This window comes from Streptomyces sp. NPDC051677 (genome assembly GCF_044453465.1).
Lineage (GTDB): Bacteria > Actinomycetota > Actinomycetes > Streptomycetales > Streptomycetaceae > Streptomyces.
In genome coordinates, this window is the sequence record NZ_JBITCT010000007.1 from 110,791 (window position 1) to 125,538 (window position 14,748).

The window sequence follows — 14,748 nt, forward strand, 5'->3', positions numbered from 1 at the left end:
ACCGCTGGACATGTGCCGGGGTGTGGACGTATGTGCTGGATACAGTGCCCGCATGAACAGCGCGCCCGCCCCTTTCGACGATCTCGACCGGAAGATCATCACGGCTCTGATGGCGAACGCCAGGTCGAGCTTCGCCGAGATCGGCACGGCGATCGGTCTGTCCGCGACGGCGGTCAAGCGCCGGGTGGACCGGCTGCGGGACACGGGGGTGATCACCGGGTTCACGGCGACCGTGCAGCCGTCGGCGCTGGGCTGGCGCACGGAGGCGTACGTGGAGGTGTACTGCGAGGGGGCCGCTCCGCCGAGGCGCCTGGCGGAGGTGGTGCGCAACCATCCGGAGATCACCGCGGCGATGACGGTGACGGGTGGGGCGGACGCGCTGCTGCACGTGCGGGCGCGGGACGTGGAGCACTTCGAGAACGTGCTGGAGCGCATCCGGGCCGAGCCGTTCATCCGGAAGACGATCAGCGTGATGGTGCTGTCGCATCTGCTGCCGGAGAGCCCGGAGGCGGGCGCGACCCAGCACGCTCCCGAATAAACCTGCGAAGACGCAGCGAACCTGCGCAGATCGTCGACAGCACGCAGTATTCCTGCGCGGACACGCAATGCTCGTTCCTTGTCGTGCGTCCCCGTCAGTTCCTACCTTGGTGTCAACCCTCAGTCGACACCGCAGGAAAAGCGGAGGAACCCTCTGTGTCCGAGAGTGTGACCGACGACCGTGTGCAGCGCCCCCGGCGCTTCCTCGTCTGTGAACCCAGACATTTCGCCGTGCAGTACGCGATCAACCCCTGGATGCGTCCCGACACCCCCGTGGACGTCGATCTGGCCCAGACCCAGTGGCAGACGCTGATCAGCGCCTATCGGGCCCACGGCCACACCGTGGACGTCGTGGAGCCGGCCCCCGGTCTCCCCGACATGGTCTTCGCCGCGAACTCGGCGGTCGTCGTGGCGGGCCGGGTCTTCGGGGCCCTCTTCCACGCGCCGCAGCGGCGGCCCGAGTCCGTGCACTACGACACCTGGTTCAAGGCGGCGGGCTTCGACGTCCACCGGCCCGAGTCCGTCTGCGAGGGCGAGGGGGACCTGGTGTGGACGGGCCGGTACGTGCTGGCCGGCACCGGGTTCCGCACGACCCGGGAGGCGCACCGGGAGGTGCAGGAGTTCTTCGGTCACCCGGTGATCAGCCTGACGCTGGTGGACCCGCACTTCTACCACCTGGACACGGCGCTGTTCGTCCTCGACGGCGGGCACGATGGAAACATCGCGTACTTCCCGGAGGCGTTCTCGGCCGGCAGCCGGGAGGTGCTGGCCCGGCTGTATCCGGACGCGGTGCTCGCCACCCGCGACGACGCCATGGCGCTGGGCCTGAACTCGGTCTCCGACGGCCGTCATGTCTTCATCGCCCCGCAGGCCGAGGTCCTCGCGTCCCGGCTCGCCGAGCGCGGCTATGTCCCCGTCCCCGTCGACCTCTCGGAGTTCCTGAAGGCCGGCGGTGGCATCAAGTGCTGCACGCAGGAGATCCGTTCATGACCGCACCCGTCGTCCCCGCGCAGTCCGCCGATGCCGCCGCCGAGCGTTCCTCCGCCGACCTGATCCGTGCCGAGGAGCCCGTCCTCGCGCACAACTACCATCCGCTGCCCGTGGTCGTCGCGCGCGCCGAGGGCACCTGGGTGGAGGACGTCGAGGGCCGCCGGTACCTGGACATGCTGGCCGGCTACTCGGCCCTCAACTTCGGCCACCGGCACCCGCTGCTGATCGAGGCGGCCCACCGTCAGCTGGACCGTCTGACGCTCACCTCCCGCGCCTTCCACAACGACCGCCTCGCCGAATTCGCCGAGCGGCTCGCGGAGCTGACCGGTCTGGACATGGTCCTGCCGATGAACACGGGCGCGGAGGCCGTCGAGTCCGGCATCAAGGTGGCCCGTAAGTGGGCCTACGACGTGAAGGGCGTCCCGGCCGACCGGGCGACGATCGTGGTCGCCGCGGACAACTTCCACGGCCGTACGACGACGATCGTGAGTTTCTCCACGGACGAGACGGCCCGGGCCGGCTTCGGACCGTTCACTCCGGGGTTCGGGATCGTCCCGTACAACGACCTGGCCGCGCTGGAGCAGGCCGTCGACGAGACGACCGCCGCGGTGCTCATCGAGCCGATCCAGGGCGAGGCGGGCGTCCTCATCCCCGACGACGGCTATCTGGCCGGGGTGCGGGAGCTGACCCGGCGGGCGAACTGTCTCTTCGTCGCGGACGAGATCCAGTCCGGGCTCGGGCGCACCGGTCGCACGCTGGCCGTGGAGCACGAGGGGGTCGTCCCCGACGTCCTGCTGCTGGGCAAGGCGCTCGGCGGGGGGATCGTGCCAGTGTCTGCGGTGGTGGCGCGACGCGAGGTGCTGTCGGTGCTGCGGCCTGGCGAGCACGGGTCGACGTTCGGCGGGAATCCGCTGGCCGCGGCGGTCGGCACGGCGGTGGTGGACCTGCTGGAGACGGGCGAGTTCCAGCGCCGGGCGGCCGAGCTGGGGGCGGTCCTGCGGGACGGTCTGACCGGGCTGGTCGGCAAGGGCGTGGTCGGCTTCCGGGCGCGGGGGCTGTGGGCGGGCGTGGACGTCGACCCGGCCCTCGGCACCGGCCGCGAGGTGAGCGAGCGCCTGATGGGCGAGGGCGTCCTGGTCAAGGACACCCATGGCTCGACCATCCGGCTGGCCCCACCGCTGACGATCACCGAAGAGGAACTCGCCTCGGCGCTGACGGCGTTGGAGCGGGTGCTGACCCGGGAGGCCTGAGGGATCCGCCGGACCGGCCCCGTTCCCCGGGTGGCTCGGCGGCTGTCGTGCAGGCAGGGTGATGATTGAGTCAGGAGGTGGTAGACCACTCTCAGCGACAGAGAGGTCGACCGTGGGCACACACGACGAGGACGACGTTGCCCGTCGGCGGTTCGACGTGGCGGATGCCGCCCCCCTCCTGCTCGACGCGGGCGGTGTGGTCAGGGGCTGGACCAGGGACGCCGAGCGGCTGCTGGGCTATCCGGCCGCCGAGGCGGTGGGCAGGGGGCTGGCCGAGCTGCTGACCCGGGCGGACGCCGCGCGGGTGCCGGACGTCCTCGAACGGTGCCGGCGGGAGGGCGGCTGGGCCGGACTGCTGTCGGCCCGCCGCGGGGACGGCCGGCCGATCCCGGTCATGGCCCGGATCACCTCGGCCGACGAGCCCGGCGGCCCGACACGCTGGCTGGTCCTGCTGAACGAGCGGGGCGACGCCCCCGGCTGGAGCATGAGCCGCCCCGTGCTGGAGAAGATGGTGAGCGGCTCGCCGATCGGCATCGCCATCGTCGACGCCGACCTGCGCTTCGTGTGGTCGAACGCGGCCCTCGCCCGGTTCGGCGGCGGGCCGCCCGAGCACCGGCTGGGCCTGCGGCTCGCGGACGTCCAGCCGGGTCTGGACTCCGAGGCGATCGAGGCGCAGATGCGGCGGGTGCTGCAGAGCGGGGAGCCCGTCCTCGGGTACGAGCACGTGGGGCATGTACGGGCCTCGCCGCACCGGGAGACGGCGCACATGCTCTCGTTCACCCGGCTCGACGACGACCACGGCCATCCCATGGGCGTGTACTACACGGTCGTCGACATGACCGAGCGCCACCGCGCCCGGCAGCGGCTGGCTCTGCTGGACCGGGCCGGCCGGCGCATCGGCCGCAGCCTGGACATCGGCCGCACCGCCCAGGAACTCGCCGACGTGGCTGTGCCGGGCTTCGCCGACGTCGTCACCGTGGACCTGCTGGAGCCGGTCCTGCGCGGCGCGGAGCCCACGCAAGGGCAACCGGCGGACGGCCCGAGGAAAACCGTCACCCTGCACCGGGCAGGCCGGCGGTCGGCCGGCGCCGACGCCCCAGAGGACGCCGGCGCCGCCCTGGTCGTCTGCCCGGTCGACTCGCCGTCGGCGCGCTGCCTCGCGACCGGGCGGCCCTGGCGGGGCGAGCGGCCCACCGAGGAGCGGGGGCCGGCCGAGGAGCGGGGGCCGGCCGCGGCCGAGCCGCCCAGCGTCCTGGTGGTGCCGGTCCGGGCCCGGGGCACCACCCTGGGCGTCACCACGTTCCTGCGAGACCACCGGCGCGAGCCCTTCGACGAGAACGACCTGGCCCTGGCCGAGGACCTCGTCTCACGGGCGGCCGTCTGCGTGGACAACGCCCGCCGCTACACCCGCGAGCGCGACGCGGCCCTGGTGCTCCAGCGCAACCTGCTCCCCCGCCGGCTGCCCGAGCAGGAGGCGGTCGAGGTGGCCGCCTGCTATCGGCCGGCCGACGAGCTGACCGGCCTCGGCGGGGACTGGTACGACCTGATCCCGCTGTCGGCGGGCAGGGTAGCCCTGGTCGTCGGCGAGGTGCCCGGGCACGGCATCGACGCCGCCGCGGCCATGGGGCGGGTCCGGACCGCCGTGCGCACCCTCGCCGCCCTGGACCTGCCGCCCGAGGAGGTCCTCGCGCACCTCGACGACCTGGTCGCCCGCATGGACCACGAGGACGACGTGACAGCGGAGGAGGGGGAGGCGGAGCCGGGGGCCGAGGGGACGCAGACCGTGGGGTCCGCATGCGTGTACGTCGTCTACGACCCCGTGGACGGGCGGTGCACGATGGCCGCCGCCGGGCACCCCGCCCCGGCCGTCGTCCTGCCCGACGGCGCCGTCACGTTCGTCGACCTGCCGCAGGGACCGCCGCTCGGCGTGGGCGGCCCGCCGTTCGAGTCGGCCGAGGTGACCCTGCCGGAGGGCAGCACGCTCGCGCTGCACACGGACGGGCTGCTGGCCCAGGGCCAGGACTGGGCGCTGGACACGGACCGGGAGCGGCTGCGGCTGGCCCTGGAGCGGGCGTCGGAGCGTCTCGATGTGCGCTGCCAGGCCGTGATCGACGCGCTCGTGCCGGCCCGGCCGCACGACGACGTGGCCCTGCTGATGGCCCGGACGCACCGGCTGGCCGCCGACCGGGTCGCCGACTGGGAGCTGCCCGCCGATCCTGCGGCGGTCGCCGAGGCCCGCAAGACCGCGAGCCGCCGGCTGGCGGAGTGGGGGCTCGCCGAGTTGTCGTTCACCACCGAGCTGGTCGTCAGCGAGCTGGTCACCAACGCCATCCGGTACGCCACCGGCCCGATCCGGCTGCGGCTGATCCGCGAGCGCACCCTGGTGTGCGAGGTCTTCGACGGCGGGGCCACCGCACCCCATCTGCGCCATCCGCGCGCCATGGACGAGGGCGGCCGCGGGCTGCTGCTGGTCTCACAGGTCACCCAGCGATGGGGCACCCGCTTCCTCCCCGAAGGGAAGATCATCTGGGCCGAGCAGTCGCTCATGGATCCCGGCGCCTGAGCACGTTTCCACCATTCGTCACATCACATGAGAAAATGGCGCAATACCGGCGGATGGGGCGCGAGCCATGAACGACACGGCGATCGACTACGCGGCGGTGTTCCAGGCCCTGCCGGGCATGGTGGCGCTGCTGACGCCCGGGCTGGTGTACGCGGACGCCAACGAGGAGTTCCTGCGCGTGGCGGGCCGCAAGCGCGAGCAGATGATCGGTCGGCACCTCTTCGAGGTCTTCCCGGACAACCCCAACGACGAAGGCGCGACCGGCATGCGCAACCTGGAGGCCTCACTGCGCCGGGTACTGGCCACCGGCGAGCGGGACGCCATGGCGCTGCAGCGCTACGACGTCGAGTCGGTCGAGCGCCCCGGCGAGTGGGAGGAGCGCTACTGGAGCCCGGTGAACGCGCCGGTGCACGGCCCGGACGGGTCGGTGGTGCTGCTGGTGCACCGGGTCGAGGAGGTCACCGAGCTGATCCGGGCCCGCGGCGGGCGCGGGGCCGGCGGGCACGGATCACAGATCGACAGCCGGGGCCGCGTCCTGGAGGCCGAGCTGTACACCCGGGCCCGTGAGCTGCAGGAGCTCAACGAGCGCCTGCGCCGGGCGCACGCCCGCGAACGCGAGGTGGCCCTCGCCCTGCAGGAGGCGATGCTGCCGGCCCGCCGTCAGGTCGGACACCACCGGGCGGCCGTGCGCTACCGGCCGGCGGTGGGCGCGCTCAACGTGTGCGGGGACTGGTACGACCTGGTCGACCTCGTCGGCGGCAACCGCATCGGCGTGTCGGTGGGCGACGTGGTCGGGCACGGTCTGGAGGCCGCCGGGGTGATGGGCCAGCTGCGCAGCGCCCTCAGCGCGGCCTCCCGGGTCGCCGCGGGACCGGCCGAGGCGCTGAACGTGCTCGGGCGGTACGCGCACGTCGTGGACGGCGCCGAGTCGGCCACCGCGGTCACCACGTTCATCGACTTCGACCACCACACCATCACCTACAGCAGCGCCGGGCACCCGCCGCCCGTGCTCGTCCACGCCGACGGCCGCGTGGAGTTCCTCGACCAGGCCACCGATCCCCCGCTCGACGCCCGCCCCACCCCGGCCCCCCGGCCCGAGGCGTGCACCTCCTACGACGACGGCGCCACCCTCGCCCTGTACACCGACGGACTGGTGGAGCGGCGCCGGGAGGACATCGACACCGGTGTGAACCGCCTCGCCGACGCCCTCGCCCGGCACCGGGACGCCGACCCCGAAACCCTCGCCGACGCCGTCCTGTTGGAGCTGCTGCCCCCGGGCGGCGCAACCGACGACACGGCCCTGGTCGTCGTACGGCTGTGACGGCGAGGTCGGGCCGCGGGGACGGGTCGGCACGGTTTCGGCCGTCGCCGCCTGCCCCTACACTGACACCCCACACCATGCCGGTTGACCTGCTGGAACACGGCCACGAGCCGATCCGCCGGACCCGAGGAGCGACTCCCTTGTTCTACTACCTCCTGAAATACGTGGTGTTGGGGCCGCTGCTCAAACTGCTCTTCCGCCCCCGAATAGAGGGTCTGGAGCATGTCCCCGAGTCGGGAGCGGCCATCGTCGCCGGCAACCACCTGTCGTTCTCGGACCACTTTCTGATGCCCGCGGTCCTCAAGCGGCGCATCACCTTCCTGGCCAAGGCCGAGTACTTCACGGGCCCCGGCATCAAGGGCCGGCTGACGGCGACCTTCTTCCGCAGCGCCGGGCAGATCCCGGTCGACCGTTCCGGCAAGGACGCCGGTCAGGCCGCGATCCGCGAGGGCCTCGGCGTGCTGAGCAAGGACGAACTGCTGGGCATCTACCCGGAGGGCACCCGCTCGCACGACGGCCGCCTCTACAAGGGCAAGGTCGGCGTCGCGGTGATGGCGCTGAAGGCGCAGGCGCCGGTGATCCCCTGCGCGATGATCGGCACCTTCGAGGCGCAGCCTCCCGGCAAGAAGATCCCCACCCTGCACCCCGTGGTGATCCGCTTCGGCAAGCCGCTCGACTTCTCCCGCTACCTCGGCATGGAGAACGAGAAGGCGGTGCTGCGCGCCATCACCGACGAGATCATGTACGCGATCCTGATGCTGTCCGAGCAGGAGTACGTGGACCAGTACGCGGCCGTCGCCAAGGCGGAGGAGGCCGCCGCGGCCAAGGCGGACAAGGCGGACAAGGCGCAGAAGCCGGAGAAGGAACGGAAGTTCCGTCGCCTTCCGCTGAGTTGACGCTCCGTCACAATGCCTGAGGGGCGGCCGGATTGCTCCGGCCGCCCCTCGTTGCCGTCCTGCAGCCGGTGGTTACGGCTTCGGCGTGGCGTGCGGCGCGCAGGTCACGTCCGCGGTGTCCAGCTTGCCGGTGAGGAGGTAGGCGTCCACCCGGGTGTTGATGCAGGTGTTGACCAGACCGGTCACGCCGTGGGAGCCGGCGTCCTTCTCGGTGATCAGGCGCGAGCCCTTGAACCGCTTGTGCAGTTCGACGGCGCCCCCGTACGGGGTGGCCGCGTCACGCGTGGACTGCACGATCAGCACCTGCGGCAGGCCCTTGTGGGTCTTGACGTCCACCGGGGTCTGCTGCTTGACCGGCCAGGTGGCGCACGGCAGGTTCAGCCAGGCGTTGGCCCAGGTCATGAACGGGTAGTTCTTGTTGAGCGCCGTGTTGTCCCGGTCCCACTTCTGCCAGCTGGTGGGCCACTTGGCGTCGGTGCACTCGACGGCCGTGTAGACGGCGTTGCCGTTCTCCGAGGTGATGTTGCCGGCCGTGTCCGTGAGGTCCGGGGCGGCGGCGTCGACGAGCGCCTGGGTGTCCCCGGCGACGTACTTGCCGAAGACGGTGGCGACCGGGACCCACGAGGAGTCGTAGTACGGGGCGCTCTGGAAGAAGGAGATCAGTTCGGCCGGGCCGACGACCCCGCCGATGGGGTTCTTCTTGGCGGTGGCGCGCAGCTGAAGCCACTTGGCCTGGACGGCGGCGCGGGTGGTGCCGAGGTGGAAGGTCGCGTCATGGGCGGCGACCCAGTCCTGCCAGTCCTTCCAGCGGCCCTCGAAGGCGACGTCCTGGTCGAGGTTGGCCTCGTACCAGATCTTCTCGCGGGAGGGGTCGACCACGCTGTCGACGATCATGCGGCGCAGATGGCCCGGGAACATGGTGCCGTAGACGGCGCCGATGTAGGTGCCGTAGGAGACGCCCAGGTAGTTGAGCTTCTTCTCGCCGAGGGCGGCGCGGATGACGTCCAGGTCGCGGACGGTGTTCGGCGTCGTCATCTGCGCGAGCACGGCCTTGCCGCTGCGCTCGGCGCAGCCGTCCGCGTACTCACGGGCGAGCTTGCGCTGCGCGCGCTTGTCGGCCGCGCTGTCCGGGACCGGGTCGGCCTTGGGCGCCTTGACGAACTCCTGCGGGTCGATGCAGGAGATGGGCGCGGAGTGGCCGACCCCGCGCGGGTCGAAGCCCACGAAGTCGTAGGCCTTGGCCACGTTGGTCCAGACGGGGGCCTTGGTGGTGACGCGGCGCGGGAAGCGCAGGCCGGACCCGCCGGGGCCGCCGGGGTTGTACACGAGCGCGCCCTGGCGCTCCTGGGGCGTGCCCGTGTTGCCGATGCGGTCGACGGCCAGCTTGATCTGCTTGCCGTTCGGCCTGGCGTAGTCCAGCGGCACGGTGACCCAGCCGCACTGGATCGGCTTCTCCAGGCCCCAGTCGGCGGGGCAGTCCTGCCAGTCGATGCCGGCCTTGGCGGCGCGCTCCGCGGCGATCGCGGCTCCGCGCGCCTCACGGTCCTGCCCGGTGCTGCTGCTGGTCGCGCTCGCCGTGGGCGCCGCGACGGCGGCGGCCAGCAGCGTCGTGGCGACGAGTACGCCGGCCGAGCCGAGCGCAGCGGTCCGTTTGGTCGGTCGTATGTCCCTCAAGTGGGCCCTCTCCCTACCTAGTTATGGCGGCAGAGGGATCCTCGCGGCTGTGCGGCGCCTGAGAACAGGTGTCGTTGACCTTCTTTGCCAATCCGATAACCGGAGCAGAACGTACCGCTCACCGGATGTCGAGCGCGACGAGCGCCTCGTCCAGCACGCGGCGCAGCCGCAGGCCGTCGGGCGCCACGGCGGTGACGAGGGCGGCGGGCCCGGCCAGCGGCATGACGCAGGCCTGCTCCCCGAGGACCCGGGCCGCCACCGCCTGCTCGGCGAACTCCGGCCGGACGACGACGAGTTGGCCCAGGGCGCGGTGTCCCGCGAGCACGGCGGGGCCGTCCCAGCCACCGGGAGCGCCGGGCCCGCAGGCCAGCTCCTGGTCGAGGACGACCCGCCCGGCGACCCGCACGACGAGCCGGCTGGTGAGCCGGCCGGGCTCCTCCCCCGCCCGCCCGAGGACCTGCTCCTCGCGCAGCACGAGCCGGGCCCCGGCGTCGAGGTCGACCCGGGTGGACACGAACAGTTCGCTGCCCTTGGCCGAGATCAACTGCTCGGGCAGCCAATGCAGTTCACCGTCGTCGGCGACCCTCAGGCGTACGTCGTAGTGGGCCTCGTCCTTCGTCTGACCGGGCAGGGCGATGGTGGCGGCGGCCGATCCCACCCGCAGCCGGGCGCCGCCGCCGACGTCCGCCTCGACGGCGAACCGGTCGCCGCCGAGGGGTCCGCTCATCGCCCCGACGAGCACGACCCGTGCTTCGCCGCCCGTGCCCCGGGTGCGCCGCAGGGCGAGCGGCCCGTCGCTCTCCAGGACGGGCAGCGCGGTTCCCCCACGCCCGTCGGCGCGCGCCCCGATCCGTGCGGTGGCGTGCACACCGCTCATGTCACGCCGCCCAGGCGGCGAGCCGCGCCCGCACCCACGCGGCGACGTCGCTCACCCCGCTGTCGCTGCGCAACGACTGGAAGACGACGGGCAGTTCGGCACGCTGGGCCTTGGCGTCGGCGGCCATCCGGGCGAGGTCGGAGCCGACGTACGGCGCGAGGTCGGTCTTGTTGACGACCAGCAGGTCGGCGGTGGTGACGCCGGGCCCGCCCTTGCGCGGAATGTCGTCCCCGCCCGCGACGTCGATCACGAAGATCTGCGCGTCGACCAGCCCCTTGGAGAAGGTGGCCGTGAGGTTGTCCCCGCCGGACTCGACCAGCACGAGATCGAGCGGCCCGACGGCGTCCTCGAGATCCTCCACGGCCTCGAGGTTGGCGGAGATGTCGTCCCGGATCGCGGTGTGCGGACAGGCGCCCGTCTCCACGGCGGTGATCCGCTCGGGCGGCAACACGGCTTCCCGGAGCAGGAACTCGGCGTCCTCGCGGGTGTAGATGTCGTTGGTGACGACGGCGAGGGACAGCTCGTCCCGCAGCTCCCGGCAGAGCGCGGCGACGGTGGCCGTCTTCCCGGACCCGACGGGCCCACCGAGCCCGATCCGCAGGGCACGACGCGAACCGTCGGGCCGACGAGCGTCGGCGCTGACGGCGGCGGGCCCGCCGTGGGAATGGTCAAGATGCATGGCAACGGCTCCTACAACTCAGCCCGTCCGGCGTCTGAGGACGAGGCCCTTTCAGGGCCGAACGGGGGTCTGGGGGCAGAGCCCCCAGGGATGGGACGGGAAGGGGCGGCGGGGGCGAGGAAAGCTAGGAGGCGAACAGCCGCACGGGCCACGCCGCATGCACCTCCGCCCCGATCTCCAGCAGCGGCGCGGAAGCCGCAGGCAACGCGTCGACCCCGCCCGCGGCCACCGCCGCCCCCGCCGACACCGCCCGGTCGACCACCCGGTCCGCCTCCGGCGCCAGCCGGGCCAGGACGCCGGTCGCCTCGAACGGGTCCAGGCTCAGCAACCGCACCACAGCCGTCGCCGGCCCGCTCACGCTCTCGTACACCGAGCAGTACGCCGCGTCCTCCGCCCCCAGCCCGGCCGCCCGCGCGGTCAGACCCAGGACCACCGGCTGGTGCGCGCCCTTGGGGAACTCCCGTGCCAGGGCGTCCAGTTCGGCGCTCGGCCAGGTCGCGCGGGCGGCCCGCATCAGTTGCCGGCCCAGTCGCCGTGCGGCTGCCCGCAGCGCCGGGGACGGCGTGCGGGCGTCGGCCGCCGCGTCCAGCTGCGCCGGGTCCGCCCCGACGGCCGCCGCCGCGGCCAGCGCCGCCGCCACCAGTCCCGCCGTGTGCAGCCGTCCCCGGCAGAAGGACTCCAGGCTCGCCGCGTCGGTGATCCGCCCGGCTTTGACGGCCTGTTCCGCCCCGCCGGAGTGCGCGTGCCCTCCGGCGGGGAAGCGGCCGTCGGCCAGGACCAGTAGTGCCGCCCTTGTCACACTCACGTCCTCAGAACAGGAAGTACCGCTGGGCCATGGGCAGTTCGGCGGCCGGAGTCGCCTCGACGAGCTCCCCGTCGATGTGCACGGCGAAGCTGTCGGGATCGACCTGAACGCGCGGCCGGGCGTCGTTCTCCCGCATGTCCGCCTTGGTCACCGCGCGCGTGGAGTCGATGGCGACGAACTTCTTGCCCAGCTGGAGCCGTTCCGGCAGCCCGTCCTCGATGGCGAGAGGCGCCACGAAGTTGAACGAGTTCGCCGCCGGCGCCCGCCCGATCGCCCCGTACATCGGGCGCGGCAGGATCGGCTGCGGGGTCGGGATCGAGGCGTTGGCGTCGCCCATCTGCGCGTACGCGATCTGCCCGCCCTTGATGACGAGGTGCGGCTTGACGCCGAAGAACGCCGGCTCCCACAGCACCAGGTCGGCGAGCTTGCCGCCCTCGACCGAGCCGATCTCGCGGGCCAGGCCCTGCGCGAGCGCCGGGTTGATCGTGTACTTGGCGATGTAGCGGCGTACCCGGTGGTTGTCCGCGCGGCCGTCGCCGGGCAGCGCGCCCCTGCGCCGCTTCATCACGTGCGCCGTCTGCCAGGTCCGCAGGATGACCTCGCCGACCCGGCCCATGGCCTGCGCGTCGGAGGAGATGATCGAGATCGCGCCGAGGTCGTGCAGGACGTCCTCGGCCCCGATCGTGGACGGCCGGATCCGGGACTCGGCGAACGCCAGGTCCTCCGGGACCGCCGCGTTGAGGTGGTGACACACCATCAGCATGTCGAGGTGTTCCTCGGCGGTGTTCACCGTGTACGGCCGCGTCGGGTTGGTCGAGCTCGGCAGCACGTGCGGCTCCGAGACGACGGTCATGATGTCCGGCGCGTGCCCGCCGCCCGCGCCCTCGGTGTGGTAGGCGTGGATGCCGCGGCCGGCGATCGCGGCGAGCGTGTCGCCCACGAAACCGGCCTCGTTGAGGGTGTCCGTGTGGATGGCGACCTGGATGCCCGTCCGGTCGGCGACGGTCAGCGAGGCGTCGATGACGGCCGGGGTCGAGCCCCAGTCCTCGTGCAGCTTCAGGCCGAGCGCCCCGCCCCGGATCTGCGACAGCATCGCGTCCTGGGAGACGGTGTTGCCCTTGCCGAGGAACCCGATGTTCAGCGGGTACTGCTCCATCGCCTCCAGCATGCGCGCGAGGTGCCAGGGGCCCGGCGTCACGGTCGTCGCCTTCGAGCCCTCGGCCGGTCCGGTGCCGCCGCCGACGAGCGTGGTGACACCCGAGGACAGCGCCTCGTCGGCGATCTGCGGACAGATGAAGTGGACGTGCGCGTCGACCGCGCCGGCCGTCAGGATCCGCCCGTTGCCCGCGATGATCTCGGTCTCGGGGCCGATGACCAGGTCCGGATGGACGCCGTCCATCGTGTCGGGGTTGCCGGCCTTGCCGATGCCGGTGATCCGCCCGTCGCGGATGCCGACGTCGGCCTTCACCACGCCCCAGTGGTCGACGATGACCGCGCCCGTGATGACGGTGTCGGGCGTGCCGTCGGCGCGCGTGGCGCGGGACTGGCCCATGGACTCACGGATGACCTTGCCGCCGCCGAAGACGGCCTCCTCACCGGCGAGGCCGGGGCCGCCGCAGCGATCCTCCTCGATCTCGATCAGCAGGTCGGTGTCGGCGAGCCGGATGCGGTCGCCGGTCGTCGGGCCGAACAGGTCGGCGTACGCGGCACGCGAGATCTCAGGCATCGAGGGCACCTCCGGTCTCCCCGCGCAGCCCGGGCACGACACGGGCGCCGGCGAGGGGGACGAGTTCGACGTCGACGGGGATCCCGGGCTCGAAGCGCACGGCGGTGCCGGCGGCGACGTTCAGCCGCTTGCCGCGCGCGGCGGCGCGGTCGAAGTCCAGGCCCGGGTTGGCCTCGGCGAAGTGGTAGTGGGAGCCGACCTGGACGGGCCGGTCGGCGGCGTTGAGGACGGTCAGCCGGGTGACCTCGCGGCCCTCGTTGTACACGACGGGCTCGTCCGAGAACAGGATCTCTCCGGGAATCATCGAGGCCTCCCTCAGACGATCGGGTCGTGGACGGTGACGAGCTTGGTGCCGTCCGGGAAGGTGGCCTCGACCTGGACGTCGTGGATCATCTCGGGGATGCCCTCCATGACGTCGTCGCGGGTGAGCAGCTTGCGGCCGGAGGCCATGAGCTCGGCGACCGTGCGGCCGTCACGCGCGCCTTCGAGGATGTGCGACGTGATGAGGGCCACGGCCTCCGGGTGGTTGAGCTTGAGCCCGCGGGCCCGGCGCTTCTCGGCGACGTCGGCCGCCACGTGGATCAGCAGCCTCTCCTGCTCGTGCGGGGTCAGTTGCACGTCCCACCTCACATCCTCGCTCCAGGCCGTGCGGGGCCCGGTTGCCGCGGCCACGGGGAAAAGTCCCTGGTGGCATGGATCGGCAGGCTAGTTGGACCGCGTTTCGAGCCTGTTAACCGAGCGGTGCTCGATGCATGATCCCGGCAGCGGGGGGCGACCCGCCCGGCGACGCGCCCAGGCCCTCCCGTCGTCCCGACCCCACCGGAAGGCCGGCCGGGACGGCACAGAGGACCGGACCGTATACAGCGCGACGGCCCTCACCGGCCCAGGAGCCGGCCCTCACGGCGGCCCGGGGCCCGAGCCGCGGGGCGCGGCCCGGCGCTCGCGGCCGACGGCGTCTTCACGACGGGTTCGGCCGCCGGTGTTCCGCCGCGATGCCGAACCGCTGCTGTTCGCGGGGAGCGGACGCGACCTCGCGCACGGCTGAGACCGAGCGGATCACCGGCTCCTCCACGGGCCGGTCCAGCTCGTCGAGTCGCTCCAGGTCGGCGGCGGAGACGAGGGCGACAAGGGGCTTGCCGTGCCGTGTCACGACGACGCGCTCTCCGCCGTACACCACTCGGTTGATCAGGTCGGCGAGCTCAGCCCTGGCTTGCGTCACCGGAATCTCGTAGGCCATACCCCTAGCTTACGGACGTTCCAGGGGTTCCGTGAGAGACCGCAGATTCCACGAAACCGCAGTTCAGAGGCTCCGAGACCACCGTCACACGTCACGTCTGTGAGATATCCGTGAGACGGCGGGCGGCCCCAAGCCGGTGTGAGAGACCGGCCCAGGGCCTTGATCCAGATCCTTCCGATCAAGGAGCCAGACC

At 72.5% G+C, this 14,748-nt stretch carries 14 protein-coding genes; 6 read left to right on the forward strand and 8 right to left on the reverse strand.

Annotated features, from left to right (window positions below):
* The first annotated feature begins 52 nt into the window (after nucleotides 1–52).
* The 6 genes from ACIBAF_RS10405 (at nucleotide 53) to ACIBAF_RS10430 (ending at nucleotide 7,557) form a co-directional block, all read left to right on the forward strand.
* On the forward strand, nucleotides 53–538 hold the full coding sequence (locus ACIBAF_RS10405) for an Lrp/AsnC family transcriptional regulator (protein WP_079663754.1): 486 nt from the start codon (nucleotides 53–55) through the stop codon (nucleotides 536–538).
* Nucleotides 539–705: 167 nt separating this feature from the next.
* Nucleotides 706–1,527: a dimethylargininase gene (gene ddaH, locus ACIBAF_RS10410; protein WP_399462920.1), complete on the forward strand. Its 822-nt coding sequence runs from the start codon at nucleotides 706–708 to the stop codon at nucleotides 1,525–1,527.
* Complete coding sequence (rocD, locus tag ACIBAF_RS10415) at nucleotides 1,524–2,777, forward strand: ornithine--oxo-acid transaminase (protein WP_399462757.1); 1,254 nt, start codon at nucleotides 1,524–1,526, stop codon at nucleotides 2,775–2,777. The genes ddaH and rocD overlap by 4 nt, the downstream gene beginning before the upstream one ends.
* Before the next feature lie 112 nt (nucleotides 2,778–2,889).
* Nucleotides 2,890–5,340 (forward strand): SpoIIE family protein phosphatase, encoded by a 2,451-nt coding sequence (locus ACIBAF_RS10420; protein ID WP_399462758.1) that lies wholly within the window; start codon nucleotides 2,890–2,892, stop codon nucleotides 5,338–5,340.
* 67 nt (nucleotides 5,341–5,407) lie between these two features.
* Nucleotides 5,408–6,661, forward strand: coding sequence for a PP2C family protein-serine/threonine phosphatase (locus ACIBAF_RS10425; protein WP_399462759.1), 1,254 nt, complete (start codon nucleotides 5,408–5,410; stop codon nucleotides 6,659–6,661).
* 140 nt (nucleotides 6,662–6,801) lie between these two features.
* Entirely contained in the window at nucleotides 6,802–7,557 is a 756-nt protein-coding gene (locus ACIBAF_RS10430; RefSeq protein ID WP_399462921.1) for a lysophospholipid acyltransferase family protein, read from the forward strand.
* 72 nt (nucleotides 7,558–7,629) lie between these two features.
* Here the strand turns inward: ACIBAF_RS10430 and ACIBAF_RS10435 are convergent, their stop codons facing one another.
* The 8 genes from ACIBAF_RS10435 to ACIBAF_RS10470 all read right to left on the reverse strand — a co-directional run bounded on the left by ACIBAF_RS10435 (nucleotide 7,630) and on the right by ACIBAF_RS10470 (nucleotide 14,555).
* Nucleotides 7,630–9,231, reverse strand: a complete 1,602-nt coding sequence (locus tag ACIBAF_RS10435) for an alpha/beta hydrolase (RefSeq protein WP_399462760.1) — start codon at nucleotides 9,229–9,231, stop codon at nucleotides 7,630–7,632.
* 118 nt (nucleotides 9,232–9,349) lie between these two features.
* Nucleotides 9,350–10,108, reverse strand: coding sequence for an urease accessory protein UreD (locus ACIBAF_RS10440; RefSeq protein ID WP_399462761.1), 759 nt, complete (start codon nucleotides 10,106–10,108; stop codon nucleotides 9,350–9,352).
* A gap of 1 nt (nucleotide 10,109) precedes the next feature.
* Nucleotides 10,110–10,787, reverse strand: a complete 678-nt coding sequence (ureG, locus tag ACIBAF_RS10445; RefSeq protein ID WP_399462762.1) for an urease accessory protein UreG — start codon at nucleotides 10,785–10,787, stop codon at nucleotides 10,110–10,112.
* Between the two features lie 124 nt (nucleotides 10,788–10,911).
* Nucleotides 10,912–11,586, reverse strand: a complete 675-nt coding sequence (locus ACIBAF_RS10450) for an urease accessory protein UreF (RefSeq protein WP_399462922.1) — start codon at nucleotides 11,584–11,586, stop codon at nucleotides 10,912–10,914.
* Nucleotides 11,587–11,596: 10 nt separating this feature from the next.
* Nucleotides 11,597–13,318, reverse strand: a complete 1,722-nt coding sequence (locus tag ACIBAF_RS10455; RefSeq protein ID WP_399462763.1) for an urease subunit alpha — start codon at nucleotides 13,316–13,318, stop codon at nucleotides 11,597–11,599.
* Nucleotides 13,311–13,622, reverse strand: coding sequence for an urease subunit beta (locus ACIBAF_RS10460; RefSeq protein WP_399462764.1), 312 nt, complete (start codon nucleotides 13,620–13,622; stop codon nucleotides 13,311–13,313). Before ACIBAF_RS10460 ends, ACIBAF_RS10455 begins: the two co-directional genes overlap by 8 nt.
* An 11-nt stretch (nucleotides 13,623–13,633) precedes the next feature.
* A complete protein-coding gene (locus tag ACIBAF_RS10465; RefSeq protein ID WP_010355509.1) occupies nucleotides 13,634–13,936 on the reverse strand; it encodes an urease subunit gamma in 303 nt (100 codons plus the stop codon).
* 340 nt (nucleotides 13,937–14,276) lie between these two features.
* Complete coding sequence (locus ACIBAF_RS10470; protein WP_399462765.1) at nucleotides 14,277–14,555, reverse strand: type II toxin-antitoxin system Phd/YefM family antitoxin; 279 nt, start codon at nucleotides 14,553–14,555, stop codon at nucleotides 14,277–14,279.
* Between the last annotated feature and the right edge of the window lie 193 nt (nucleotides 14,556–14,748).